The sequence below is a fragment of the Massilia luteola genome, assembly GCF_034420155.1.
In the GTDB taxonomy this organism is placed as follows: Bacteria; Pseudomonadota; Gammaproteobacteria; order Burkholderiales; family Burkholderiaceae_D; genus Telluria; species Telluria luteola.
In genome coordinates this window covers 367,353-393,507 of record NZ_JAXOFN010000001.1, presented here as the reverse complement: position 1 = coordinate 393,507, position 26,155 = coordinate 367,353, and the positions used below count along the sequence as shown (strand labels likewise).

General features: G+C 67.6%; 17 protein-coding genes. 10 read left to right on the top strand and 7 right to left on the bottom strand.

Going from position 1 to position 26,155, the window contains the following annotated elements; translation table 11 throughout:
- Nucleotides 1–293: 293 nt before the first annotated feature.
- Nucleotides 294–1,721: a glycoside hydrolase family 32 protein gene (locus U9J41_RS01870; RefSeq protein WP_322399883.1), complete on the top strand. Its 1,428-nt coding sequence runs from the start codon at nt 294–296 to the stop codon at nt 1,719–1,721.
- Nucleotides 1,718–3,073, top strand: coding sequence for an MFS transporter (locus tag U9J41_RS01865; RefSeq protein ID WP_322399882.1), 1,356 nt, complete (start codon nt 1,718–1,720; stop codon nt 3,071–3,073). The genes U9J41_RS01870 and U9J41_RS01865 overlap by 4 nt, the downstream gene beginning before the upstream one ends.
- Nucleotides 3,074–3,080: 7 nt before the next feature.
- Here U9J41_RS01865 and U9J41_RS01860 read toward each other — a convergent pair whose 3' ends face one another.
- The 3 genes from U9J41_RS01860 to U9J41_RS01850 all read right to left on the bottom strand — a co-directional run bounded on the left by U9J41_RS01860 (nt 3,081) and on the right by U9J41_RS01850 (nt 6,931).
- Nucleotides 3,081–4,157: a LacI family DNA-binding transcriptional regulator gene (locus tag U9J41_RS01860; protein ID WP_322399881.1), complete on the bottom strand. Its 1,077-nt coding sequence runs from the start codon at nt 4,155–4,157 to the stop codon at nt 3,081–3,083.
- 69 nt (nt 4,158–4,226) lie between these two features.
- The gene (locus U9J41_RS01855; protein ID WP_322399880.1) at nt 4,227–5,579 is read right to left on the bottom strand and encodes an oligogalacturonate lyase family protein; all 1,353 of its coding nucleotides are present in this window, start codon (nt 5,577–5,579) and stop codon (nt 4,227–4,229) included.
- 125 nt (nt 5,580–5,704) lie between these two features.
- The gene (locus U9J41_RS01850) at nt 5,705–6,931 is read right to left on the bottom strand and encodes a DUF4861 family protein (RefSeq protein ID WP_322399879.1); all 1,227 of its coding nucleotides are present in this window, start codon (nt 6,929–6,931) and stop codon (nt 5,705–5,707) included.
- 510 nt (nt 6,932–7,441) lie between these two features.
- Here U9J41_RS01850 and U9J41_RS01845 point away from each other — a divergent pair.
- From U9J41_RS01845 to U9J41_RS01835, 3 genes are all read left to right on the top strand, one after another.
- Nucleotides 7,442–10,390, top strand: a complete 2,949-nt coding sequence (locus tag U9J41_RS01845; RefSeq protein WP_322399878.1) for a TonB-dependent receptor — start codon at nt 7,442–7,444, stop codon at nt 10,388–10,390.
- 5 nt (nt 10,391–10,395) lie between these two features.
- Nucleotides 10,396–11,718: a hypothetical protein gene (locus tag U9J41_RS01840; protein WP_322399877.1), complete on the top strand. Its 1,323-nt coding sequence runs from the start codon at nt 10,396–10,398 to the stop codon at nt 11,716–11,718.
- A 114-nt stretch (nt 11,719–11,832) separates the two neighbouring features.
- Nucleotides 11,833–13,170, top strand: a complete 1,338-nt coding sequence (locus U9J41_RS01835; RefSeq protein WP_322399876.1) for a BNR repeat-containing protein — start codon at nt 11,833–11,835, stop codon at nt 13,168–13,170.
- A 65-nt stretch (nt 13,171–13,235) separates the two neighbouring features.
- Here the strand turns inward: U9J41_RS01835 and U9J41_RS01830 are convergent, their stop codons facing one another.
- From U9J41_RS01830 to U9J41_RS01820, 3 genes are read right to left on the bottom strand one after another with little or no spacing between them, the layout of a single operon-like run.
- A complete protein-coding gene (locus U9J41_RS01830; RefSeq protein ID WP_322399875.1) occupies nt 13,236–14,294 on the bottom strand; it encodes a LacI family DNA-binding transcriptional regulator in 1,059 nt (352 codons plus the stop codon).
- Complete coding sequence (locus tag U9J41_RS01825) at nt 14,291–15,433, bottom strand: glycoside hydrolase family 43 protein (RefSeq protein ID WP_322399874.1); 1,143 nt, start codon at nt 15,431–15,433, stop codon at nt 14,291–14,293. Before U9J41_RS01825 ends, U9J41_RS01830 begins: the two co-directional genes overlap by 4 nt.
- A gap of 56 nt (nt 15,434–15,489) precedes the next feature.
- Entirely contained in the window at nt 15,490–18,441 is a 2,952-nt protein-coding gene (locus U9J41_RS01820; protein WP_322399873.1) for a TonB-dependent receptor, read from the bottom strand.
- A 584-nt stretch (nt 18,442–19,025) separates the two neighbouring features.
- Between U9J41_RS01820 and U9J41_RS01815 the strand changes: the two genes are divergently transcribed.
- Genes U9J41_RS01815 through U9J41_RS01800 form a run of 4 tightly spaced genes read left to right on the top strand, consistent with a single transcriptional unit; the run spans nt 19,026 to nt 23,158 of the window.
- The gene (locus tag U9J41_RS01815) at nt 19,026–20,537 is read left to right on the top strand and encodes a DUF4331 domain-containing protein (protein ID WP_322399872.1); all 1,512 of its coding nucleotides are present in this window, start codon (nt 19,026–19,028) and stop codon (nt 20,535–20,537) included.
- A gap of 19 nt (nt 20,538–20,556) precedes the next feature.
- A complete protein-coding gene (locus U9J41_RS01810; RefSeq protein ID WP_322399871.1) occupies nt 20,557–20,811 on the top strand; it encodes a hypothetical protein in 255 nt (84 codons plus the stop codon).
- Nucleotides 20,808–22,022 (top strand): hypothetical protein, encoded by a 1,215-nt coding sequence (locus U9J41_RS01805; RefSeq protein ID WP_322399870.1) that lies wholly within the window; start codon nt 20,808–20,810, stop codon nt 22,020–22,022. Before U9J41_RS01810 ends, U9J41_RS01805 begins: the two co-directional genes overlap by 4 nt.
- Nucleotides 22,019–23,158 (top strand): HupE/UreJ family protein, encoded by a 1,140-nt coding sequence (locus U9J41_RS01800; RefSeq protein ID WP_322399869.1) that lies wholly within the window; start codon nt 22,019–22,021, stop codon nt 23,156–23,158. The genes U9J41_RS01805 and U9J41_RS01800 overlap by 4 nt, the downstream gene beginning before the upstream one ends.
- 97 nt (nt 23,159–23,255) lie before the next feature.
- On the opposite strand, the gene U9J41_RS01795 is transcribed toward U9J41_RS01800, so the two are convergent.
- Nucleotides 23,256–24,422 carry a mandelate racemase/muconate lactonizing enzyme family protein gene (locus tag U9J41_RS01795; RefSeq protein ID WP_322399868.1) on the bottom strand — a complete coding sequence of 389 codons (1,167 nt, stop codon included), beginning with the start codon at nt 24,420–24,422 and terminating at the stop codon, nt 23,256–23,258.
- A gap of 117 nt (nt 24,423–24,539) precedes the next feature.
- Here U9J41_RS01795 and U9J41_RS01790 point away from each other — a divergent pair, with 117 nt between their 5' ends.
- A complete protein-coding gene (locus tag U9J41_RS01790; protein WP_322399867.1) occupies nt 24,540–25,490 on the top strand; it encodes a LysR substrate-binding domain-containing protein in 951 nt (316 codons plus the stop codon).
- The last annotated feature ends 665 nt before the right edge of the window (nt 25,491–26,155 follow it).

Sequence of the window (26,155 nt, the reverse complement as noted above, 5' to 3'; positions counted from 1 at the left end):
AGCGCTAAAACCATGGTAATCAAGACCTCAAGCAATTGCAATCGATTGTAATAAAACTTTTTTGGACACCCATTGCGGGGAAAATGTTTTCGTCGAGGCAAACGCCAGCTCTGCAATATATAGGGGCGGCCCCATGATAGCGACACCATCGTGCGGGAGGACGCGCCGCGGTTGCGACAAAATTACAACACTCTGCCGCAGGCGCGCGCCATCGCGGGAAACGATTGCAAACGTTTGCAATCGACGCTATCCTGATCGACATAAAAAGCGCGACACGCCAAGGAGACACCCGCATGCACGACACCCCGCCGGCCTTCCGCCCCGGCTACCATTTCACGCCCCGGCGCCACTGGATCAACGATCCGAACGGCTTGCTCTGGTTCGACGGCGAATACCACCTGTTCTACCAGTACAACCCGAACGGCGACGTCTGGGGCGACATCGGCTGGGGCCATGCCGTCAGCACCGACCTGCAGCACTGGGACGAGCTCCCCGTCGCGCTGCACGCGGACGAGCAGACGCTGATCTTTTCCGGCAGCGCCGTGGTCGACACGCACAACACGAGCGGCTTCGCCGGCCCCGGCGAGACGGCGCTCGTCGCGATCTACACGGCCGCCCGGCGCAACCCCGGCGGCCTGCAGAACCAGCACCTCGCGTACAGCACGGACCGTGGCCGCACGTGGACGAAGTACGCGCACAATCCGGTGCTCGACCTGGGCATGGCCGAATTCCGCGACCCGAAAGTCCAGTGGTACGCGCCGGGCGGATTCTGGCTGATGGCGGTGGTGCTGCCCGAGCTGCACCGCGTCGCGTTCTACGCGTCCGCCGACCTCAAGTCGTGGCACCACCTGAGCGACTTCGGTCCCGCCGGCGAAGTCAAGGGCATCTGGGAATGCCCGGACCTGTTCCCGGTAGAATGGGAAGGCGGCACGGCCTGGGTGCTGAAGGTCGACGTGTTCGACGGCCACGTGAGCGGCAGCACGGGCGGCCAGTACTTCGTCGGCCGGTTCGACGGCGAGCGCTTCACGCCGCGCCCCGGCCAGCCGGCGCGCTGGAGCGATTTTGGCGCGGATTTTTACGCGGCGCTGTCGTGGAACGGCCTGCCCGATCACGCGGCGGGCCCTGTCTGGATCGGATGGATGAACAATCACCGCTACGCGCAAACGACGCCCACGCGGCCGTGGCGCGGCGCGCTGTCGCAGCCGCGCCGGCTGGCGCTGCGCGAGGACGCGCGCGGCCTGCTGCTCGCGCAGGAACCGGTGCCGCAACTGGCCGCGCGCCGCGCGGATCACGTCCGCCACGCCGGCATGCGGCTCGACAACGGCGCGCACGCGTGGCCGCTCACGGACATGCAGTGCGACATCGACGCCCGCTTCGCCCTGCGCGACGCCCGTGAATTCGGCCTGCGGCTGGGCGACGCCGACGGCGACCACACGCTGGTCGGCTACGAGGCCGGCACCGTGTTCGTCGACCGCTCGCGTTCCGGCCTCATGACGGAGCACCCGGATTTCCCGGGCCGCCGCCGGGCCCCGGCCGGGCCGTCGTCCGAACTGCGCCTGCGCATCCTCGTCGACAACTGTTCGGTGGAGGTGTTCGTGAACGACGGCGCGGCCGTGCTCACGGAACTCGTCTTCCCCGCCACGCCCGCCGCCACGCTGGCGCTGTACGCCGCCGACGGCGGCGTCGACCTCCTGTCCCTCGATCTCTGGCAGCTCGCATGAACATCCCCTACGCCAAACCGCGCCTCACCCTGCGCCAGATCCTCGAAATGAACCTGGGCTTCTTCGGCCTGCAATTCAGCTTCGGCCTCCAGCAAAGCAACGTCAGCGCCATCTACAGCTACCTCGGCGCCGACGAAGCCAGCATGCCGCTGCTGTGGCTCGCCGGACCGATCACGGGCCTGCTCGTGCAGCCGCTGATCGGCGCCATGAGCGACCGCACGCATTCGCGCCTGGGCCGGCGCACGCCCTACTTCCTCATCGGCGCGATCATCTGCAGCCTGGGCCTGCTGTTGATGCCGTACAGCCCCACGCTGTGGGCCGCCGCGGCGCTGCTGTGGATGCTCGACGCCGGCAACAACATCACGATGGAGCCGTACCGCGCCTACGTCAGCGACCGCCTCGACAGCCGCCAGCACTCGCTCGGCTTCCTCACGCAGAGCGCGTTCACGGGCCTCGCGCAGATGCTGTCCTATCTCACGCCGTCGATCATGGTCTACTTCGGGATGAGCCAGTACGCGGTCGACGGCAACCACATCCCGGTCATCACGCGCATCACGTTCCTGATCGGCGCCGTGTTGTCGCTGACGACGATCGCCTGGTCGATCCTGCGCGTGCCGGAACTGCCGCTGACGACGGAACAGCGCGCGGCGCTCGACGCCAAGCCGATGTCGCTGCGCGCCAGCCTGCGCGAGGTGTGGGACGCCATCATCGAGATGCCGCGGGCGATGCGCCAGCTCGCGCTGATGAAGCTCCTGCAGTGGTACGGCATGGCCTGCTACTGGCAATTCCTCACGCTGATGATCGGCCGCACCCTGTTCCACACGGCGAACCCGAACTCGGACGGCTTCCGCGACGCGGTCCTCGTCAACGGCCAGATCGGCGGCTTCTCGAACACGATCGCCTTCCTCAGCGCGTTCGCCATGATCCCGCTGACCCGGCGTTTCGGCCCGAAGATCGTGCACTGCATCTGCCTGTGCGCGGCCGGCGCGGCGATGCTGGCGCTGCCCGCCATCACGACGAAGGCCATGCTGTTCCTGCCGATGATCGGCGTGGGACTGGGCTGGGGCAGCATCATGGGCAACCCGTACGTGATGCTGGCCGGCTCGATTCCGCCGGAGCGCACCGGCGTCTACATGGGGATCTTCAATATGTTCATCGTGATCCCGATGCTGATCCAGGGCGTGACGCTGCCCTTCATCTACCACGGCTGGCTGAACGGCGATCCGGGCCACGTCGTGGCGCTGGCCGGCGTGATGCTGCTCGGCGCGGCCGTGGCGACGCTGTTCGTGGGCGTGCCGGCCAAGGCGCCGGCATCGGGCGCCCGCGCGCTGGCCGGCGACGAAGTGTCCTGACGGACGTTCAGCCGGCGGCGCTGCTGCCGCGCACGATCAGGCGCGTCGCCAGCAGGCGCGGCGCCGCCGCCTCGCCCGCGATCTGCGCCAGGAGCGATTCCACCATCGCCGAACCGGCATCCTCGATGCTCTGGTGGACCGTCGTCAGCGGCGGGTGGAAGTACGAGGCGAGCGCGATGTCGTCGAAGCCGACCACCGGCACGTCGCCCGGCACGTCGCGGCCGCATTCGCGCAAGGTGTTAATGACCGTCATGGCCAGCAGGTCGCTGACGACGAAGATCGCATCGAAGTCGAGGCCCGCGCCGACCATCTGCTGGACGGCGCGCCGGCAATCCTCGGCGTTGAACGGCACCGCCACCTGCAGCGCCGGGTCGAACGCGATGCCGGCCCGCGCCAGGGCCGCGCGGTAGCCGTCGCAGCGTTGCGCCACTTCCGGGAACTTGACGTCGCCGAGGAACGCGATGCGGCGCCGGCCCAGCGACACCAGGTGGCTGACGGCCACGTCGCCGCCGTGCACGTTGTCGCTGCCGACCGTGCAATACAGCTGCTGCTCCATCTTCGCGCCCCACACGACGAGCGGCACGCGCCGCGCCGCCAGCTGGTTCAGCTGGTCGTGATGGCGCCACTGGCCGATCAGGATGATGCCCAGCGCCAGCCCGGTCTCGTAGTAATGCGCCGCCGCGTCCAGGTGCTGCGAGCTCACGCGCGCGACGAGCATGTCGAATCCGCGGTCGGTCAGCGCGTCGGCCAGCGTGCCGAGCATGCTGAGGAAGAACGGGTCCGACAGGTGCTGGCGGCTTTCCTCGTCATACGGAATCACGACCGCGATCGTGCGGATATTCCCCTGCCTCAGGTTCTTCGCGCCGACGTTGATCGTGTAGTTGAGCGAGCGTGCCAGTTCGAGGATGCGTTCGCGGGTCTCCTCGTTGACCAGCGGACTGCCGTTGAGCGCGCGCGACACGGTGGACGTCGCGACGCCGGCCAGCCGCGCCACGTCTGCCATTTGCAGGCGGCGCTGCGAAGCGTTCGACGGGGTCGATGCCGGCGCGTTGGCGGACTCGGGACGGGCGTCTTTTTTTGGCATGGCTCTTTCAGGGAAAACGGCCGCCGGTTGGCGGCGGCCGGGTTGAAAGATTGTACCATCGGCACGGGCCTATTTCGTCGCTTCCACGTTCGTCGCGACGGGTTGGTCGGGCTTGAATCTGCGCGCCAGCTCCGACGTCGACATCACGTCGGCCGCGCCGGCGGCGGCCTTCTCCACCTCGACGCCCAGCACATAGGTCGGACCGAACATATTGGTGCGGAAGACCACCATCTTCTTGTCGGGCGTGAAGCGGATGTTCGGCTCCAGGTGATAGTCGTGGTGCGCCATGTTCACCAGCCGTTCCGGCTTGAACACGCCCGGCTGCCAGAAGTCCTTGCCGTTCATGGCGCCCTTTCCGAGGACCGACTGCGGCCGCAGCAGCACGATCCACTCGCCGTCCGGCGCATGCGCCACCTGGCCCGGATCGCCGCCGTCGCCCGCGAACAGGCTGCCGTCGCTGGACACGTTGAAATGGATCGACCAGTCGTTGCGCTCGAGATGATAGGCGGTGCGCTGGCCGGTCGCGAGGTTGTAGCCGGCCACATAGAAGCTCGCGCCTTTCGGATACTGCCAGTCGTACCAGACCGTCTTGCCGTCCTGTCCCCAGAACTCGTGCCCCGCGATTTCCATGGCCATCGTCCGGTGATGGATCAGCGTGTTCGCCGAGCCGTCCGTGCGGATCGTCCAGATGCGGTCGACCTTTTGCCACGGCCCTTCGTGGCAATACATCAGCAGCGTCGGATCGGTCGGCGAGAACAGCAGGTGATTGATCCAGTCGGTCGACCGCAGCAGCGTGGTCTCCTTGCCGCTCTTGAGGTCGAGCGCGAACAGCACCAGCGGGATGCGCGCGGCCAGGCGCCGCTCCATCATCTCGCCCTTGTTGCGGGGCTGGTTGAGCGGGCCGCCCGGCGCGTCCTGGCGCGCCCGCGCCGCACGCTGCGGCTCGTAGGTGCCGGCCGCCAGCGTCTCGTCGGCGTTGATGCTGTCGATCTTGTAGCCGGCCGGGACGTCGACCAGCTTATGCCGCGCGCCGGTATCGAAATCGACGCGGTTGATCGAGGTGACCTTCGTCGCCGGGTCGTCGCTCAGGTAGAACACCGAGTTGGTCTTGCGTCCCACCGCGATCGTGCGCGCCGCCATGCGGTCGCCGCCGTTCGGCACCAGCAGCGTCGTCTTGCGCGTCCCCAGGTCCAGGCCGTGGATGCCGTCGGGGGCGTTGTACACCATCCACCTGCCGTCCGGGCTGATCGCGGTGTAATTGAAATAGAGCGAAGCCGAATCCGGTTCCGGCGTCAGGCGCCAGACGCGGTGTCCCGTGTCCTTGTCGACCCAGGTGGATGGGATCGAAGCGGCGCACGCCTGACTTCCGATACCGGCAACGGCCAGAAACACCAACGCGCGCAACGTGCGGGACCTGAACATAAATACTCCATGCGATGTCGTCAAAAAAGAAAACTGCCGACACCGATTATGGAGCGCCTCGCCCCATCGAAGTACTCAGAAACGTGATTGCGATGGCGTGTATGGACGCCATCCGGGATCGCGCCTCACCGCGTGCCACCCGACACGACGACGCGCAGCGGCGCCGCCAGCCGGGCCGCTTCGGCCTTCACCTTGCGCTGCCAGTCGTCCCGGTCGTGCACGTCGTCCGACCAGCCGGCCGCCGCGCCCAGGTAATAGCGCAGCGGCTGGCCGGACTTCGCTTGCGCGTAGACGAGCGCATTCTGCGCATCCTCGGCATAGGCTTGCGCGCCCGCCGCCGGCAGGATAATCGCCACGCCGAAGTCGCCGTTGCTGCGCTGCGTGACCCACTGCGCCAGCGCATGCGCGGCCGGCAGGCGTTCCGTCTTCACGACCGGATGCTGCTCGTCGTAGGCCGGGGTCTTGTTCAAGCCGACGGCGACCTGCAGTCGCGCCGGGCCGGCGAACGAGAACGTGCTGTCCACCGTGTCGAATGCGTGGCCGGCATCCACCGTGAAGCGCTTCACTTCCGACACCTGCACGCCGTTCGCATCCCACGGCGCATACGTCAATTCGAAGATCGCCCGGATCGGGCCGTTGGCGATGACCTTCCAGCCGACGTAGTTGCGGCTGACGTACAGGCGCTTGCCGTCCCAGATGCCGGTCCCGCCGGCGCCGCGCGTCGTGCCGACGCCGTACATGTCGAGGCCTTCGCCTTCGTCCTTGTGGTAATGGTTGTGGCCCTTGTTGTACCAGCGGTCGACGATCGGATAGCTCACGCGCTTGAACCAGATATCGAGGCCGCTCGTCACCAGCACTTCCTTGTCGCTGCCCGGCGCCGCGGGCGCGGCCAGGGCCTGGCCGTAAGTGCGGTGGGCGATCTTGTCGTTCTCCCACGCGAAGTCGTCCAGGCGCTCGGGCACGTAGCGGGCGAACGCGCGCGTCTCGAACGGTCGACTGAGCGCGGCGGACTTCTCGACGGTGAAGCGGGCATGGTGCTCGCCCGCGGCGAAGTCGTGCTGGAAGATCAGCTCACCGTAGGCGACGCCCTTGTTGTCCGGGTCCTTGGCCTCGGGATTCACGTTCGTCACCTGGTAAGGCAGCACATGTCCCGCCGCGTCCTTGACGACGATGTGCTGCAGCAGCGCGCCGGGCAAGGCCTTGTTCACGTCGGCCCACGGGACGGCGATGGTCTCGGCGGGACGGGCCGCGTCCAGGTCGTGCGCGACGTCGACGACGAGGCGGTCGGCGCCGTGCGCCAGGCAGTGGCCGGCGGCGAGCGCGCCGGCAAACAACAGGTATTGGAGTTTCATCGGGGTCTCATGGGCAGGTGTGCGGTTACGTTACCACATGCCATACGTTGTCTCAACGTCCGGCAACAGCGTAAACACTCATCAACTTGAGCGCTCCCTGCCGGGGTTCGCGGAAGGCGGCGGCGCTGCGTGACGAAAGACGCGGGAAGATCGGCGGCTTCCCATTCGCCGCACCGGCGCCCCTTGACGCCTGATGAACCCACGATGACCGATTTTTCTGTTATTTGGCGCATATCGACGCTGCCGGCGCCTGCCCTCCCCACGCTGCGCAGCACATCGTATTGGTCATGCCACTTCCGATAGCGGCAGTGACGAAGCGACTACGTTCTCTCAACCGGTCCGGCCACTTTCTCCTTTTTCTTTATTTCGGGGAAATGATCCGCCCGCCCGGAGGATAGCTGCGTGAATACGAACGCAGTAATATCGCGCCGCTGAGACAACGTTGTCTCGCATGAAGACCACCGATATTCACCCGGTTTGAAGCGCAATACTTTGATAAGGCGATAAAAGATGGAGACACTGAAAAAGATGAGCCGCGCGCGGCGACTCGGCTGCATGGTCGTACCCGCCATGTGCGTGCCGGCGTTCGCGCATGCGCAGGACACCAACGGCGACGCGGCCGTGGCCGCCGCCAGCCAGGTGGTGGTGACCGGCTACAAGAAGAGCTATACCGACGCCCTCATCATGAAGCGCCAGAATATCGGCGTGTCGGACAGCATTTCGGCCGAAGGCGACCGCTTCCCCGACCTCAACGTGGGCGAGGCCCTGCAGCGCATTCCCGGCATCCAGGTCAATCGCGAAGAGGACGGCCGCAGCGCCTCCGTCAACCTGCGCGGCCTGCCCAGCGCCTTCGCCAAGGTCACGATGAACGGCATGGACTTCGCCGCGCCCGTGCTGGGCGGCGCCACGCCGATGGGCGCCTTCGATTCCGACATCTTCAGCGCGTTCACGGTCATCAAATCGGTCTCCGCGGCGGAACAGAGCGGCGGAATCGCGGGGAATATCGACATGGTCATCGCACCCGCGCTCTCGCGCAAGGAAGGCGCGTCCGTCAAGGTCACGGCGGAGCACGACACGCTCGGCAACTACACGTCGCCCAAGCTGTCGCTGAACGTCGCGAAAAAATACCTGGACGGCAGGCTGGGCGTGTTCGCCATCCTGTCGCGCAAGAAGGAACAGTTCCGCCGCGACTCGCTGTACATCAACCAGTTCACCCAGCTCAGCCCCGCCACGACGCCGGACTTCCTGAACCGCTACAAGGATTACTACGCGGCGAGCTGCACGGGCCAGGCATCGCCGTGCGTCGCCGCGCCCGGCGGCACGGGTGCCCTCTCCAATGCCGGCGTCACGGCGCCCACCGACATCCGCCAGGCGGCGCAGGTCAACGACGGCACGCTGACGTCGGGCGCGTTCGGCGCCGAATTCAAGGTGTCGCCGCACGTCAAGGTGGGCGGCAACTACTTCTTCACGGACCGCGAGATGAAGGGCACCGCGCTCGACATCCTCGACATCGACTACCGCGACGCCAACACCATCCTCGATCCGACGTCGGCGCCGGTCAAGCTGTCCGACGGGCGCTATTACACGATGGACTACAAGTTCACGAACCCGCGCGTGTACGGCTCGATGCGCAAGCAGCCGTTCCAGCAAAAGGCGGACGGCTTGAACCTGAAGGGATCGTTCACCAGCGACGACTGGCGCATCGAGGCGGGCGGCGTGCTGTCCAAGGCCACCAACTACGGCTACCAGGGCCAGCTCGACGTGCGCAACACCGCCAAGGCGCCGCGCGCCGGCGGCACGGGCAACGGGATCACCGGCCAGGTCGGCCTGTCGGGTGGACTCGACAACTTCACGATGGGCTTCAACCAGAGCGCGCCGGCACTGGGCACCGCGCAGCTGACGGGGCCCTGGACCTGGGGCGGCACCGGCAACACCCCGACCGTCACCAATGCCGCCGGCGACGTGTTCATCGTGGCCGGCTCGGACAACTACGCCGACAACCGCGTCAAGGCATTGCGCCTGGACGCCGAGCGCTTCCTCGACCTGCCGTGGCTCGAATCGGTCCAGGGCGGCGCCCAGTACAACAAGAACACGTACGATTCGCGCGCCTACCGCTCCAGCGCCGCGGGCATCGACTACAGCAAGATCAGCACGAACTTCGTCGCCCCGAGCGCGTTCGCGCACGACTTCTTCGGCGGGAACGCCGGCAACTACCTGGCCAACTGGCAGACCGTGAACTACGACCTGGTCAGCTCGACCTTGCAGCCCACCATCGCCGCCAACCTGCTGCGCACGGCCAGCGGCTGGGTCAACGATCCGGCCGACGGCGGCTTCACCAGCAACAACTTCAGCGTGGACGACGACATCAAGGCGCTCTACCTGATGGGCAAGCTGGACGGCAAGATCGGCGGCATCCGCGTGCGCGGCCACATCGGCGTGCGGCGCGAGGAAACGAAGCAGACCGTCGTCTCGATGGACCGCACCGGCACCGGCGCCACCGCCACGTTCCACACCAATACCAGGGAGACGAGCTACAAGAACAACCTGCCCTCGATGCTGCTGGCGGCCGACCTGACCAGCAAGCTGGTACTCCGCTACGGCAACTACAAGACGTTCATCCGGCCGAACCCGCGCGACATCTCGCCGATCTCGACGACCGTCGTGGAAGATACGGTGAACGGCGGCTTCACGGTCAGCCTGGGGCGCGTGAACATCACGCCGTACACGTCCGATTCGCAGGACCTGTCGCTCGAATACTATAACCGCCCGAATGGCCTGATCGGCCTGGCCGTGTACCGCAAGAAGATCCACGGCATGATCGTCGGCGAGAACCGCGACGCGCTGCTGTGCCCATCCGACGGCTACAACCTGGGCCTCGGCACCTGGAGCGTATCGGGCGACCGCTGCGTCAGCGACATCGCGGCACCCGCCGGCAAGGGCCTGAACGGCAAGTACACGATCGACGTCAACGGCGCCGTCAACTCGCCCAACGACCTGATCGCCGAGGGCGCAGAACTGACCGTCCAGCAGACCTTCGACTTCCTGCCGGCGCCGTTCAACGGCATGGGCGGCGTCTTCAACTATTCGTACACCCGCACCAAGGGCAAGTCGCCGGACGGCTCGCCGGCCTTCCTGAACAACGTCTCGCCCCGTTCGGCCAACCTGATCCTGTACTACGAGACGCCGGTGTGGGGCGTGCGCGGCGTCTACAACTACCGCGACGACTACAACCTGCCCAGCGGCGGCACGTTCAGCGGCGCGGCGCGCTCGGTCAAGGCGCGCGGCCAGTTCGACCTGTCGGCCTCGTACAAGCTGACGGACAAGCTGTCGCTGGCCGTGGACGGTTTCAACCTGACCGACACGTTCCGCCAGGAGTACGAAGGCACGATGGCCAAGCTGCGCCGCGCCGACTACGACGGCCGCACGTTCCAGGCCTCGCTGCGCTACACGTTCTTCTGAACGACATGCCGAGGATCGCGATCGCCGGCCTGGATCGGCACGATGCCGCCGTCGCGCCGACCGGCCCGCGGGCCGCCGGCGCGGCCCTGCTGGCGCGGTTCGCCGGCACGTCCGTCGCGGCGGCGTCCGCCGGGGCCGCGGGGCCGGCCGATTTCGCCCGCCGCGTCGCGCCCGGACTGCGGCGCGGCGCCGTCGACGGCGTCATCCTGTGCGTCGAATCGACCGCGCATCCCCATCAGGTGCGCGCCGCCCTGCGCCTGGTCGACAAGCCCGCGCTGCTGCTGTCGCTCCCGGCGGACGGCGCGGAACCGGACGACGACGCGGCCGCCGGCGGCGCCGCCACCGCGCGGCGCGCCCGCACGTCGGTCGCGGAACTGGCCTTCACGCTGCGCGCGGAACGCGTGAACGTCGACGTCGTTGCCGGCCGCGGCGACTGCGCGGCCACGCTGGCGCGCATCCTGCAGTGGACCGATACGCTGGCCGCCAGCAAGCGCCTGGCCGGTACGGACATCGGCATCCTGTCTCTGGCGGCCGAGGGGATGCCGCGCGCGGCGGCCGGGCTGCCCGTGCTGTCGAGCGCCCTGGGCCTGCGCTTCGTCGCGCTGGACAGCGCGGACCTCGCGCGGCGCCGCGACGCGGTCTCGCGCTTCCGCCTGCGCCGCAAGCTGGCCGACTTCGACGGCGCGGTCGACATCGGCTGCGCATCCGCCGCCATCGAAGCCGTCCTGCGCACCGCCTGCGCGCTCGACGACATGGTCTGGGCCACCCGCTGCGGCGCCATCGTCCACTGTCCCGGCACGCGCACCGGCGCCCAGGACGCGCTGATCGAACGGACGCTCGCCGCCGGCGCCGCGCTGCTGAACGGGCGCGGGCTGCCGGTCGCCGGACGGGGCGGCGTGAACGCGGTCGCGGCACGCTGCGTGCTGGAAGCACTGGGCGCGCCGGCCGCCTGCGCGGAACCCGTCGGCACGCCCATCCCGTCCGCGACCACGGCGTGGGCCATGGACGTCCCGCACCGGCACCTGGCCGGCACGCACCGCGCCCGGCTCGACGACGACCTGCGGGTGACGCAGGCGCTCGCCGCCGGCCCGGTCACGGCGCTGGCGCTGGTCGAGCCGGCGCCCGGCATGCTCGTCCTGCGGTTCGCCGAAGGCGTGATCGTCGACAGGCCGGACGGCCGCTGCGACGTCGCCCTGGATGCCCCGCCCGACGGCTTCACCGGCGCGCGCTGCGCGCTCGGGCGCGGGCACGCCGGCCTCGCCATCGAGCGGCTGGCGCGCTATCTGAACCTGGACGCGCTGCGGGCCGGCCGAGGTCTATCTGACTAACGAAAGGACTGCGGCATAAATTTTTACGTCGTTCCCGCGAAGGCGGGAATCCAAGTTTGAGAGGCCACTCGCCCCTACAATGCAGTCTAACCCCGACAAACCATCCACGACACCATGCACACTCCCGCTCCAACCCGTTATGCGCGACTTCTCGTCGCCGCCGTGTCCACGCTCGCCTTCGCCGGCTGCGCCCAGTTGCCGACCGCACCGGTCCGATTCAGCGACGTCGGGCCGGCGTGGGCCGAGAACTCGGTGAATACGGTCGTATTCCGCAAGAACTCGCTGGTCACGGCCGGCGACACGCAATACGTCGCGTTCTACGACAGCGACCGCTACGTCGTGCTGGGCCGGCGCAAGCTGGGCACCCGCGACTGGACGCTGCACCGCACCCGGTACCAGGGCAATGCCGCCGATGCGCACAACACGATCAGCATCATGGTGGACGGCGCCGGCTATCTGCACGTCGCCTGGGACCACCACAACAACCGGCTGCGCTATGCGAAGAGCGTCCGTCCCGGCGCCCTGGAACTGGGCGACAAGCAGCCGATGACGGGACAGGACGAGGACGCCGTCACGTATCCGGAATTCCACCGCATGCCGGACGGGAACCTGCTGTTCCTGTTCCGCAACGGCGCGTCCGGCGAAGGCAATCTCGTGGTGAACCGCTACGACGTCCGGACGGGCACCTGGCACCGCCTGTTCAGCAACCTGATCAGCGGAGAGGGCGAGCGCAGCGCGTACTGGCAGGCGTTCGTCGACGGGCACGGCACGATCCACTTGTCGTGGGTCTGGCGCGAATCGCCCGATGTGAGCAGCAACCACGACCTCGCCTATGCCCGTTCGCGCGACGGCGGCATGACCTGGGAAAAATCGGACGGCACGCGCTACGCGTTGCCGATCACCGCCGCGACCGCGGAATACGCCGCGCGCATCCCGACCGGCAGCGAATTGATCAACCAGACCTCGATGGCGGCCGACCGCGACGGCCGGCCCTACATCGCCACGTACTGGCGGGACCGCGACAGCCAGGTGCCCCAGTACCGGATCGTGCGGCGCACGGCGGCCGGCTGGCAGGTGACGACACTCGGCTTCCGGCACACGCCGTTCAGCCTCGCCGGCGGCGGCACCAAGGCGATTCCGATCGCGCGGCCCCAGATCATGATCGACGGCACCCGGCCGCGGCCCGCCGGCGTGCTCGTGTTCCGCGACGCGGAGCGCGGGAACAAGGTGTCGGTCGTCACGATCACCGACTTCGACCGCCCCAGCTGGTCGATCCGCGACCTGGACGATGCGTCCGTCGGTGCCTGGGAACCGACGTTCGACACCGAGCTGTGGCGCGAAAAGGCGGAGCTCGACCTGTTCGTGCAGGACACGTCCCAGGTCGACGGCGAAGGCCAGGCGGTGCGCCCGCCCAGCCTCGTCCGCGTGCTGGAGTGGAAACCGTCGTTCTGAAGCGCGGGACCGGCGGCCGCGCCCGGCGGGCGTTGACGAACCCGAGGGGAGATCAGCGACGCCGGCTATCTCCGCCTGCCGGCACCGTCACCGGCCGCGGCCCCGGCGGTGGAGTCGCGCACGACCAGCGCGTACGGCATCAGCCGGTGCCGCGGCACGCAGGCCTGGCCCCGGCGCTGCGAGCGGATGTGCTCGATCAGCAGCGCGACGGCGCCGCGCGCCATGTCCGTGATCGGCTGGCGGATGGTGGTCAGCTCCGGCCACACGGCGGTGGCGACCGGCGTATCGTCGAAGCCGCAGACGGCGACGTCGTCCGGGACACGCAGGTGCATGCCGTGCGCGACGGCGACGACGGCCGCCGCCATGTCGTCGTTGCTGGCGAAGATGGCGGTGGGACGGGTCGGGTGCGACAACAGCTCGCGCGCCGCCAGCAACCCGGAGCGGTAGGTGAACATGCCCTGGGCGATGCGTTCGGCCCGGACCGCGTGGCCGGCCTCGCGCATGGTATCGATGAAGGCCTGGTAACGCAGCTGGGCCGGCGTGTGCTCGGGATCGCCCTTGACGAAGCCGATGTCCACGTGACCCAGCGACAGCAGGTAATTCGTCAACGTCTTCGCGCCTTCGTAGTCGTCGATGCGCACGGCCGACATCCGCGGCGACGGCCGGGCCGTCGCCACCGCCAGCGTGGGCACGCCCAGCGCGGACAGCTGCCGCATCGCCGCCTTCGAGTCGCACAGGGGCGGCGGCACGAGGATGCCGTCGGCGCCGTTCGCGATCAGGCGGTCGATGGCGACGCGCTGGCCGCGCAGGTCGCCGCAGTTCTCCAGGATCAGGTGGGCGCCGCTGCGTCCGCATTCGCCCAGCGCGCCGACGAGGAAGGCGCTGAGGAATGCCTCGCTGGGGTTGCTGTACAGGAGGCCCACGCGGACCGTGCCGATGCGCGCGGCGCGCGCCGCGACGTTGACCCGATATTGCAGCTCCTCGATCGCGCGCATGACTTTTTCGCGGTTCGCGGCGCTGACGGTGGGCGCGCCGTTGATGACGCGCGAGACCGTCATGGCCGACACCCCGGCCCGCTGCGCGACGTCCCATACCGTCGCGCGTGCGTCAGGCGCCGTCGTCACGATGCCCCCTGTGCGGAGCGCTGCCCGGGATGCGCGTCGCCGGGGCCGTCGCACGGCAGCTTGTCCAGGTCGTCCAGCGTCCAGCTGTCGCGCCAGCGCACGACGGGCCGGTCGCCCTCCCATTCCACGGGCAGCCACACGTAGCGGCCATCGATGGCATCCTTCGGCCGCCAGACGTCGAACATCAGGATATGCCGCGTGCAGCCGTTGCGCTGCAGGGTCAGCGCATAGGTCGACTGGCCGCCGAACGTGGTGTTCTGCTGCGCCGGCGTGCCGCGCACGGGATTGCCGAGCGCCCGCCACGGGCCGAAGACATTGTCCGCCACGTACGACCTGGCCGCGTTCGGCTTCCAGCCGGACAGGCCCGACGTCACGAGGTAGTACCTGCCGCCATGCTTGAACATGGCCGGCGCTTCGTCGTCGCCGCCGGACACCACGCGCGCATACTGCCCGCCGCTGCGCAGGTAGTCCCCGCTCAGGCGCGACACGTGCATCGTATGGTTTTCCTCGGACGCGTAGATGTCGTAGGCCGTGCCGTCGTCGTCCACGAATAGCGTCATGTCGCGCGCCATCTGGCCGCCGACGTGGTCGCGCGCGAGGAAGGACGCCGCGGGATCCTCGTCAGCCGGTGCCACGTCCACCGGCCAGGCGCCGGCGTCCGGGCGGAACGAACCCTGGTAGACATACGGTCCGGCCGCGCGGTCGGCCACGGCGACGCCCGCGCGCGCCGCATCGTAGCGCCGGCCCTTGAGTTCGAGGTGGAACCACATCACGAACTTGCCCGTCTTCGCGTTGTGGACCACCTTCGGCCGTTCGATGACCGCGCCCCTGACGATGTCGCTGGCCGGATCGTCGCTGACGGCCAGCGCGATGCCTTCGTCATGCCAGTCGGTCAGGTTGCGCGAACTGTACACGTGCACGCCGACCTGGGCGCGGTTGCCGGCCTCGCCCGCGACCTTGTGCTCGCCGAACCAGTAATACACGCCGCGGTCTTCGAGAATGCCGCCGCCGTGCGCATTGATGTGCACGCCCTCGTCGTCGGGCCAGAGGTCGCCCGGCCGGAACGCATCGGCCGCCCGCGCCTGGACCGCCATGCTCAGGATGGCAGATGCCAGGAAGATCACCGTCTTGCTCGTCATGTCACTTCTCCATCGATGTGCAGCGGGCGCCGATCGGGCCAGCTGCCGCCGCGAACTCAGAACTTGTAGCGCAGGCCCACGCTGATGGTACGGCCGTTGTCGAAGTACTGTGCCAGCAGGTTGGGTTCGAAGTTCGGCGATTCGCCGACGTAGCGGTTCGGCGCCTTGTCGGTGAGGTTCGAGCCGTTCAGGGTCAGCGTCAGGTGATCGTCGATCGCGTAGTTCAGCGACGCGTCGAGCAGGCCATAGGCGCCGACATAGCCGCTGCCCAACGGATTCACCGCATTCACGGCACCGAGCAGCTGGGACGAACGCCACGTGTACACGAGGCGGCCGGACAGCTTGCTGTCTTCATACAGCGCCGAGATGCTGTAGCTGTTCTTGGACGCCAGCGGCTGTGCCGACGTGATCCAGACCGGTGCCACGGCGGTACCGTAGTTGACCGGGTTGGACGTCTTGACGTAGGTGTAGTTGCCCGCCACGCCGAAGTTCTTCCACCAGTTGTCGCCGCCGAAGAACCACTGGCCGGACAACTCCGCGCCGCGCGCATACCCGGGCGCCGCATTCACCTGCTGCGAGGTCATGTACTGGCCGTTCGGGCAGTTGTTCGCGGTGCCGCCGTAGAGGGGCGCGAACGGCACCGTCATGCACTGCGCGACCGAACTGAAGAAGCCCTTGATCTGCTTGTCGAACACGGCGGCCGACACATAGTTCGTCGCGCTGAAATAGCGCTCCAGCGAAAAGTCGTAGCTGGTGGCCGTTTGCGGGCGCAGGTCGGGATTGCCCATGTTCGCGGTGCCGAGGCCCGTATCGATGGTGATGGACGGGTTCAGCGAACCCAGGTCGGGACGGGTCATGCCGCGGCCGAAACCGAAGCGGGCCAGGAAGTCCTTCTGGATGTCGTAGGTCGCGTTCAATGTCGGCAGGACGTTGTTATAGGTCGTCGTGCGCGCGTAGTCGACCAGCGTGCCCGGCTGCGTCAGGCTGAGGTTGCGGGCCTGGGCCGTCGACCTGGTGCGGACCACGCGCACGCCCACATTGCCTTTCAGCCGGTCGTCGAGCGCCGAGAAATCGCCGACCAAGTAGCCGGCCAGCGTGCTCTCCTTCATCAGGCGGCGTGCGGAGCCGTTTTCCGGGAAGTTGTTCTCGTCCGGGATGCCGGCGTTCGGGAACTGGGCGCTGACCTGGTTGCCCAGCAGGCGGTCCGGGTTCCAGACGACATACCCGCCCGCATAGCCGGCCAAGCCGCGCATGTAGTTGGTCGGCGCGGTCTGCAGCATGTCCGTCTTCGACGACGCCGGGATGGCATTCGAGCGGTCGGCGGCCAGCGGCTTGCCGTCCGTCGTCAGGTTCATCGATCCGAAGCCCCGGTTCGTGTACAGGCTTTGCTGGGTGGCGTAGCGGGTGCCGAACTTGATCTTGTCGAAGAAGCCCGACTCCAGCGAGTAGGCGCCGTTCAGCGCCGTCGCATTGCCCTTGTCGTCCCAGTGCTGCCAGCCGAGCGGAAAGCCGCTGAACACGAAATTGGCCGGGTCGGACAGGCTCGGCCCGCCGTACGTCATCTGGTGCGGCTCGCCGTCCGCGTAACGCGTCACGTCCCACGCCGTGCCGGCGGCGCCGGCCATTTCGACGCGGCGGTTATCCTGCCGCCGGTCCGACTTGATGTACGAGAAATCGGCCTTCAGCGCCAGCGCATTCGTCGGATTCCATTCCGCGCCGCCGGCACCGATCCACGTCGAGTACGGGCTGTGCTCGTCGCCGCCCCATGGACGGATCCCGGAATCCATCCAGGTGCCGCCCAGCAGCCGGCTGGACGACAGGACGTCGTCGCTGCCGCCGTTGAAATTGCGGTTGACCATGCTTTCGGTGACCGGGAACGGCGCCGTCTTGAGGTTGCGGACGTTGTTGCCGGTATCGGCCCAGATGAAGCGATAGTTCTGGTGGTACAAGTAATAGGTGTAGTTGCTCTCGACGTAGAAACGCAGGCTGTTATCCACGCGGTAGTCGGCCGCGAGGTTCATGCCCTTGCGCTCGCGCATGATCGTTTCCTGGAACAGATTCGCGTTGACGGCGGTCGTGGAAATGATGTTGGCAGCCTGGGCCGCCGTCAAACCGGTCGTATCCGGCATGTTGGCGCCGACCGTGGCCGACGTCGGACGCAGCGGCACGCTCGCCAGATAGCTGACGTCGTTGCGGCCGACGTATTTCGCCATCGGCTTGCCCGGGTCGTTGCCCGTGTTGGCCGCCGCCAGCTGCGCATACTCGGGGGTGTCGGCCCCCACCACGCGGCGGAAGTCCGGCCCGCGGTTGGCCGGGTTGCTGTCGGAGCGGCCCGTGCTCTTCTGGAACGCGAACGCGGCCATGACCCCGATGCGCGAGCCGCCGCCGAGGTTGATCCGGTTGGCGACCAGGCCGAACACTTCCGGGTCGGCCTTCTTGGCCAGGTCGTTGTAGCGGGCATTGGTGGTCAGCGTGGCGGTCAGGCCCTTGAAATCGCTCGGGTTGCGCGTACGGATGTTCACCAGGCCGCCGATGCCGCCTTCGATGTGTTCGGCGGACGGATTCTTGTAGACGTCCACGCCGGCGATCATGCCGGGGATCGCGTCCTCGAGGTTGAACTCGCGCGAGCCGGCCGTGAAATAGGCGCGGTTGTTGACCTGCGACGCCGTCTGGCCGGAAAGGCCGCGGATGGTCAGGCCGGACCCGTTGCCGGAGGGCGACGCGCCTTCGCCGCCGTAGCGGTAGCCCTGCACGCCCGGGATGCGGGTGAGCGTCTCTTCCACGTTGGGATCCGGCAGCTTGCCGATGTCTTCCGCCGAGATCGAGTCCACGACTTCCATCGAGTCGCGCTTGATCGCCAGCGACGACTGCGCGCTCGCGCGGATGCCCGTGACGACGACGGTGTTCTCCGCCGGCGCCTGCTGCGCCAGCGCCTGCGTCGCGAAAGCCTGGGCCAGTGCCATGGCGACGATCGACATGCGCGGTCCGATGCTGTGTTTCTGATTCATCTTCTGCTCCTCCAAGTAATACGAGTGGTCTCGTTATATGTTTGATTCGTTGATCCGCAGCGTGCGTGGGTGCCTTCCGCCGTTTTAGATATCGATAACAAATCGGATCGATTATAGGTCGGACCCTGATAGTAAAAACAACCATTCCCGTTTATCATTTTTCGCTGCGACGCATGGACGGCACGCCCGCGGCCAGCGGCGCGGCGGCCGGTTCCGGCCGTACTTGCCGGCTCGCGCCCGCTTTGTCGGGCCCCCGGCACGGCTCTCCCGGCCGCCGCGGGCGACCGTTCATGCCTGTGGCCCGGGCCGCGGACGAGGCGCCGACGAGTCATTTTTGTTATCGTTAACCATTGTAAACCCGGACCACGGGCGCCGAAGCGGCACCAGCGTGTCGGTACGACGCCGACCGCACGGCCGGCGCCCGCAACCGTGAACTCTTACGACAACGCGCCGCTGCAACGCGCCGGTTCACGGGACATGTCGACTATTTTTTCAAAACCCTGAATCCACCCGCCTCCCTGCTTCGTATAAGGAATGCATTCGTGCTCAATCATCAACCTTGACCAAGCAAGAGAGGGGGAATCATGTTGCAAAAGAAGACATCGAAAACCGCCGGCGGCGGCGCGCTGCGCGTATGGGTGGCGGCCATCTGTGCCGGCGCCGCGATCCAGGTGCCGGCGCAGGCGTCCAGCCACAGGGAAGCACCGTTCATCACGAAGCAGCCGAAAGTCGACGCCACCGACTTCTACATGTTCCGCAGTTACGAGCCGGGCCGCGAAGGCTTCGTGACGCTGATCGCGAACTATGTGCCGCTGCAAGATCCGCAGGCCGGCCCGAACTACTTCATGATGGACCCGGACGCGCTGTACGAGATCCACATCGACAACAACGGCGACGCCAGGGAAGACATCACCTTCCAGTTCAGGTTCCAGAACGCGAACAAGGACGCCCAGTTGACCGTCGGCGGCAAGAAGGTATCGATCCCGCTCGTGATCAACGGCGGCGCCATCGCCGACCCGAACGCCTCCGGCGCCAACGTGCGCGAAACCTATACCGTCAACGTGGTGCGCGGCGACCGCCGTTCCGGACAGCGCAGTCCGGTGACCAATGCGACCGACGGCGGCGCGGCCTTCGACAAACCCCTCGACAACATCGGCAACAAGTCGATCCCGAACTACGCGGCGTACGCGGCCAAGCACGTCTACACGGTCAACGTCCCCGGCTGCTCGACGCCGGCACGCATGTTCGTCGGCCAGCGCAAAGACCCGTTCGTCGTGAACCTGGGCGAGACGTTCGACCTCATCAACATCAAGGCGCCGGCCACCGAGTTCGCGGCCAACGCCGAAAAGGCGGCAAAGGATGACCTGGCCGGCAAGAACGTGACCAGCATCGAGCTCGAAGTCGCCGCCTCCTGCCTCATGGCCGGCGGCGATCCGGTGATCGGCGGCTGGACCACGGCCAGCATGCGCCAGGCGCGCCTGTTGAACCCGGCCCCGGCCGGCGCCGGCGCGTCGAAGGAAGGCGGCGCGTGGACGCAAGTGTCGCGTCTGGGCATGCCGCTCGTGAACGAAGTCGTGATCGGCCTGAAGGACAAGGACCGCTTCAACGCCAGCAAGCCGATGAACGATGCCCAGTTTGCCGACTACGTCACGAATCCGACCTTGCCCGCCCTGATCGAGATCCTGTACGGCAATGCCGGTGCCAAGGCCCCGACCAACTTCCCGCGCAACGACCTCGTGACCGCGTTCCTGACCGGCGTGAAGGGCCTGAATCAGCCGCTCAAGGTGACGCCGTCCGAGATGCTGCGCCTGAACATGTCGATCGCCCCGGCGGCGATGGGGGCCCAGAAACGCCTGGGCGTGATCGACGGCGACAACGCCGGCTTCCCGAACGGACGCCGTCCGGGCGACGACGTGGTCGACATCGCCCTGCGCGTCGTGATGGGCAAGCTGTGCACGCTGAACCTGGGTTGCGCCCCGTCCGATGCCCCGGCCGGCGGCCTGCATTTCACCGATGGCGCGTACCTGGACGACAGCTTCTTCACGAACGGCTTCCCGTACCTGAAGACCCCGCTGGCGGGTTCGCCGCAGCAATGAGCCCGCGAAGGAGACGATCATGAGGAAACTCTTGCCATGCATGATGCTGCTCGGCGCTCTGCTGTCCGCGTGCGGCGGCAGCGACCACGACGACGGCGTCGCCATGACCCCGCCGCCGCCGCCCGCGTCCGGTGGCGGCACGCCGGCCGCCGACAAGTTCACGGCCCAGGTCGCCAGCCTGGTCGCGAGCGCGCCGGACGACGCCGAGCCGCTGGCGCTCGACGACGCGGCGCCGACCATGCCCGACGACACCGAGCCGCAGGCGGTGCAATGAAGGCCGGCGCCGCCATCCGCACCCTGGCGGCGGCGCTGCTGGCTTGCGCCGGCGCCGGGGCCGCCGCCGCCCCGCGCCTGCCGGCCAGCGGCGCCGAGGTGCTCGAGGTCCTGCCCTGGCGCGCCGATCCGCAGCAGCGCGAACTGCGTGCGCTGCGCGCGCGCCTGCAGGAAGCGCCGCGCGACCTGGCGCGCGCGGTCGACGTCGCACGCCGCTACATCGAAGCCGGGCGGCGCGAAGCCGACCCGCGCTACTACGGCTATGCGCAAGCCGCGCTGGGCCCGTGGTGGCGCCTGGCCGCGCCGCCGCCGCCCGTGCGCCTGCTGCGCGCCACGCTGCTGCAGAGCGAACACCGATTTCCCGAGGCGCTGGCCGACCTCGCCGGATTGACGGCCCAGCAGCCGGACAACGCCCAGGCCTGGCTGACCCGCGCCACCGTCGAAACCGTGCGCGCCGACTACGCCGCGGCCACGCGGAGCTGCGCGCGCCTGTCCAGCCTCGCCGACGAATTGGTGACCACGGCCTGCATCGCCAACGTGGGGGCCGTGAACGGGCGCCTGGCCGCCAGCGAACGCCTGCTCGCGGCGGTGCGCGCGCGCGCAGGCGCCGGCGTGGAGGCGCCCGCCGTCGACGCCTGGGTGCTCACGATGCTGGCCGAAATGGCACAGCGCCGCGGTGCCGCGGCGACCGCCGACGGGCGCTTCGGCGCCGCGCTGCGGCTCGCGCCGCGCGACACCTATCTGCTGGGCGCCTATGCCGACTTCCTGCTGGACGCCGGCCGTTATCCCGAGGCGGCGGCGCTGCTGGCGCCGCATGCGCGCGTGGACGGCCTGCTGCTGCGCCACGCGCTCGCACTGCGCGGGGCCGGCCGCGCACGCGACCTGGCACCCGAACTGGCGGAGCTGGCGGCCCGCTTCGACGCGGGCGAGCGGCGCGGCGACGGCGTCCACCTGCGCGAACAGGCCCGCTTCGAGCTGGCCCTGCGCGGCGACACCAGCCGCGCGCTGGCGATCGCGCGGCGCAACTGGGACGTGCAGAAGGAGACGGCCGACGCGCGCATCCTGCTGGAAGCGGCGCTCGCCGCGCACGACGCCGCGAGCGCCCGTCCGGTACTCGACTGGATGCGCAGCGCGCATGTGGAAGACGTCCGACTCGCGCGCCTCGCCGCGCAATTCGACTCGCAATTCAACCCGCGCGGAGGCAAGGCATGAAACGCCTGTGGATCCTGTTTTGCATCTTCCTCGCCGGCGCGACGTGGTCGCTGCCCGCCGCCGCGCACAAGCCGAGCGACTCTTACCTGCGCCTGACGACGGAGAAGGCCAGCGCCGACGTGCAGGGCGAGTGGGACATCGCGCTGCGCGACCTGGACTACGCCATCGGCCTCGACGCCGACAACGACGGCCAGCTGACCTGGGACGAGGTCCGCAACCGCCACGCCGCGATCGCCGCGTATGCGCTGGCGCGCCTGCACCTTGCGCGCGGCGGCGCCGCCTGCGCACTCGTGCCGGGCAGGCAGCTGGTCGACACCCACACGGACGGCACCTACACCGTGCTGGCCTTCGCCGCCCACTGTCCGCGGGACGGTCCGCTCGCGATCGACTATCGCCTGTTCGCCGACGTCGACCCGCAGCACAAGGGCCTGGTCAGCGTGCGCAACGGCGATAGCGTACGCACCCTGGTGCTCGGGAGCGACCACCCGCGCGCCACGGTCGACGAAGGCGCGGGCGGCGCGGCCAGCGGTTTCCTGGCCTACGTCCGCTACGGCATCCTGCACATCTGGGTCGGCTACGACCACATCCTGTTCCTCGTATCGCTGCTGCTGCCGGCCGTGCTGGTGCGCGACGGGCGCGGCTGGCGCGCCGTGTGCGGCATGCGCGCGGCGTTGACGGACGTGCTGAAGATCGTGACGGCGTTCACCGTCGCGCACTCGATCACGCTGAGCCTCGCCGCACTGGGCTTCGTGGCGCTGCCCTCGCGCTGGGTCGAATCGGCGATCGCCCTGTCGGTGCTGCTGGCGGCGCTGAACAACGTGCTGCCCGTCGCGCGCGGGCGGCGCTGGGCCGCGGCCTTCCTGTTCGGCCTCGTGCACGGCTTCGGCTTCGCCAGCGTCCTGGCCGACCTCGGACTGCAGCCGGGCGCACTGGCGGCGTCGCTGGTCGGCTTCAACCTCGGCGTCGAGATCGGCCAGCTGGCGATCGTCGCGGCCTTCCTGCCCCTCGCCTACCTGATGCGCAGCACGTGGTTCTACCGGCGCGTCGTCCTGGTGGGCGGGTCGGGGATGATCATGCTGGTGGCCGCCGTGTGGCTGGGGGAGCGCTTGTTCGACCTGAAGCTGCTGCCGGTGTAGGCCTGATGCCCGGTTTCACCCGGCGGTGCCCGCCGCCCTATCGATCGAATGGTGTCGAACGCGCCTCTTTTGCCGGGCGCTGATGGTCACGCGACGATTACGCCGACAGTTTCTGCATTTCGGCGAACAGGTCGGTCTTGCCTTCGAAGCCGATACCCGGCAGGTCCGGCATCGTGATGTAGCCGTTGTCGACCTTGACGCCGTCCGGGAAGCCGCCGTACGGCTGGAACAGGTCGGGGTAGGACTCGTTGCCGCCCAGGCCCAGGCCGGCCGCGATGTTCAGCGACATCTGGTGGCCGCCGTGCGGGATGCAGCGGCCCGGCGACCAGCCGTGCTCGCGCAACATGTCGAGGGTGCGCAGGTACTCGACCAGGCCATACGACAGCGCGCAATCGAACTGCAGCCAGTCGCGGTCGGCGCGCATGCCGCCGTAGCGGATCAGGTTGCGCGCGTCCTGCATCGAGAACAGGTCCTCGCCGGTCGCCATCGGGTTCTTGTAGTAGTTGCGCAGGGTCGCCTGCAGCTCGAAGTCGAGCGGGTCGCCAGGCTCTTCGTACCAGAACAGGTCATACTGCGACAGCGCTTTTGCGTACCGGATCGCGGTATCGAGGTCGAAGCGGCCATTGGCGTCCACCGCCAGCTTCTGGCCATCCTTCAGCACCGACAGGATGCTGTCGATCCGACGCAGGTCTTCGTCCAGCGAGGCGCCGCCGATCTTCTTCTTCACGACCGTGTAACCGCGGTCGATGTAGCTGCGCATTTCATCCTTCAGCTTGTCGTGGTCCTGGCCCGGGTAGTAGTAACCACCGGCTGCGTACACGAAGATCTTGCGGTCCGGCTTGCCGTTGCCGTAGCGGTCGGCCAGCAGCTGGAACAATGGCTTGCCTTCGATCTTGGCGACCGCGTCCCACACGGCCATGTCGATAGTGCCGATGGCCACCGAACGCTCGCCGTGGCCGCCCGGCTTCTCGTTGGTGAACATGCAGTTCCAGATCTTGTGCGGATCGAGGTTGGCGCCGGCGGCGTCGACCAGCGAAGCCGGGTCGGCTTCCAGGATGCGCGGGATGAAGCGCTCGCGCATCAGCTTGCCCTGACCGTAGCGGCCATTCGAGTTGAAGCCGTAGCCGATGACCGGTTTGCCATCGCGGAGCACGTCGGTAACCACGGCGACCAGGCTCAGCGTCATCTTGCTGAAGTCGATGTATGCGTTCCGGATCGGCGAGCTGATGGGAACGGTCTTTTCACGGATTTCTACGATTGTCACGGGAGTCTCCTAAGGACAATCGCATGTCCTGGATGCGATCAGGTGTCGGAAAACCGTAGATTAAGGCGTCTGAAAGCGCCTATAATTCTCCCAGATTCAATTATGAAATGCGTTCGAGTGAAGAATGATCCGACCTCCGACATGCAGTTTTTCGTGCTCGTGGCCAAGCACGGCAGTCTTGCCGCGGCGGCGCGGGCCATCGACCTGACGCCGCCGGCAGCCACCAAGCGGCTGGCCACGCTCGAGAGCCGGCTGGGTGTCCGGCTCCTCAACCGGACCACGCGCACGCTCAGCCTGACAAGCGAAGGCGAGACGTATCTGCAGTATGCGACCCGTATCCTGGCCGAGATCACGGAAATGGAAGACGCGGTGGCGCAAGCGCGGTCCACGCCGCGTGGATTGCTGCGCGTGAACGCGACCCTGGGTTTCGGGCGCACGACGATCGCGCCGCTGGTGTCCGCGTTCGGTGCGCGCTATCCGGAAGTGGAAGTCCAGATGGAAGTCACCGACAAGCCCATCGACCTGGTCGAGAGCGGCTTCGACCTGGCGATCCGGTTTGGCGCTTTACCGGACAAACGGCTCAATGCCCGCAAGATCATGTCGAACCGGCGCTTCCTGTGCGCCTCTCCAGGCTATCTGGAGCGCCATGGCACACCGAGGAACCTGGCGGACCTCGTCAACCATCGCTGCATCATCCACCGGCAGAACGACGACGCCTATGGCATCTGGCGCTTCATGCACCACGACCACAGCGAAGTGGTCAAGGTGCACGGCATGCTGTCGAGTAACGACGGCGACATCGTGCTCGGCTGGGCGCTGGACGGCCACGGTATCCTGATCCGATCGGAATGGGACCTGGCGAAATACCTCGACAGCGGACGGCTGAAAATCGTGCTGCCCGAGTTCGACCTGCCTGCCGCAGACCTGTTTGTTTATTATCCCAGCAAGCGCAATCAGACGATCCGCGCACGGGCGTTCATCGACTTTCTTGTCGAGCACCTACGGGAGCCGCAGGATCACCAGGGCAACCGTCGGAAAGGACGCGAGCGCAAGGACAGGCCAGGGTAAATCTCGTATTTAACGCCGCAACAATGCGCTTTTAGTCGTCAAGAATCGAGAGACCGGCGCCATCGTTGCGGTCCGCACATCACATCGGCCTGCCGCCGGCTGCACCGACACGAAGTTCAGGTGAGTCGGCACACGAAGCAGCACGGTCCAGCGACTTGGGACTGGATGAAAAGTTACACCTCTGTTTAACCGCCGGTACGCCGCATGGAGGTCGCTCAGGCGCTTCTTGTTGCCTTCAGCGCACAAGATACGGTCCCGTAGCATGACGACGCCGGTATCAACGAGGCTTCACCGGCGTGAGGTCGACGCGGGTGAATTGCAGGTTCCATGCCCTGCTGGTGCTGAGTGAAAAACCAGTGCAACCGGACTTCGGGCTGCATTGATAGTCGAGGTTGACGCCCCCAAAGAGGAAACTGGCGCCGAATTCGTCCTTTCCCTTGGCATCGAGGGAAGCCGTGCCGCGCGGGTAAGTCAGCGTCAAGCCGTCCTTCCCTAACGCGACCGTGTACAGCACGTGCAGTTCATCGCTGTAAAACTCGCCCTCGAACTTGGCCAGCGCTTCCGCCGGCGGCGCTCGATGCGCCACCCGCGGCGCGGGAATATCATGCCCCCCCCTGGTGGAGGACGCCACCTGCGACGATGCCATCCTTGCCCGGTACATCGAA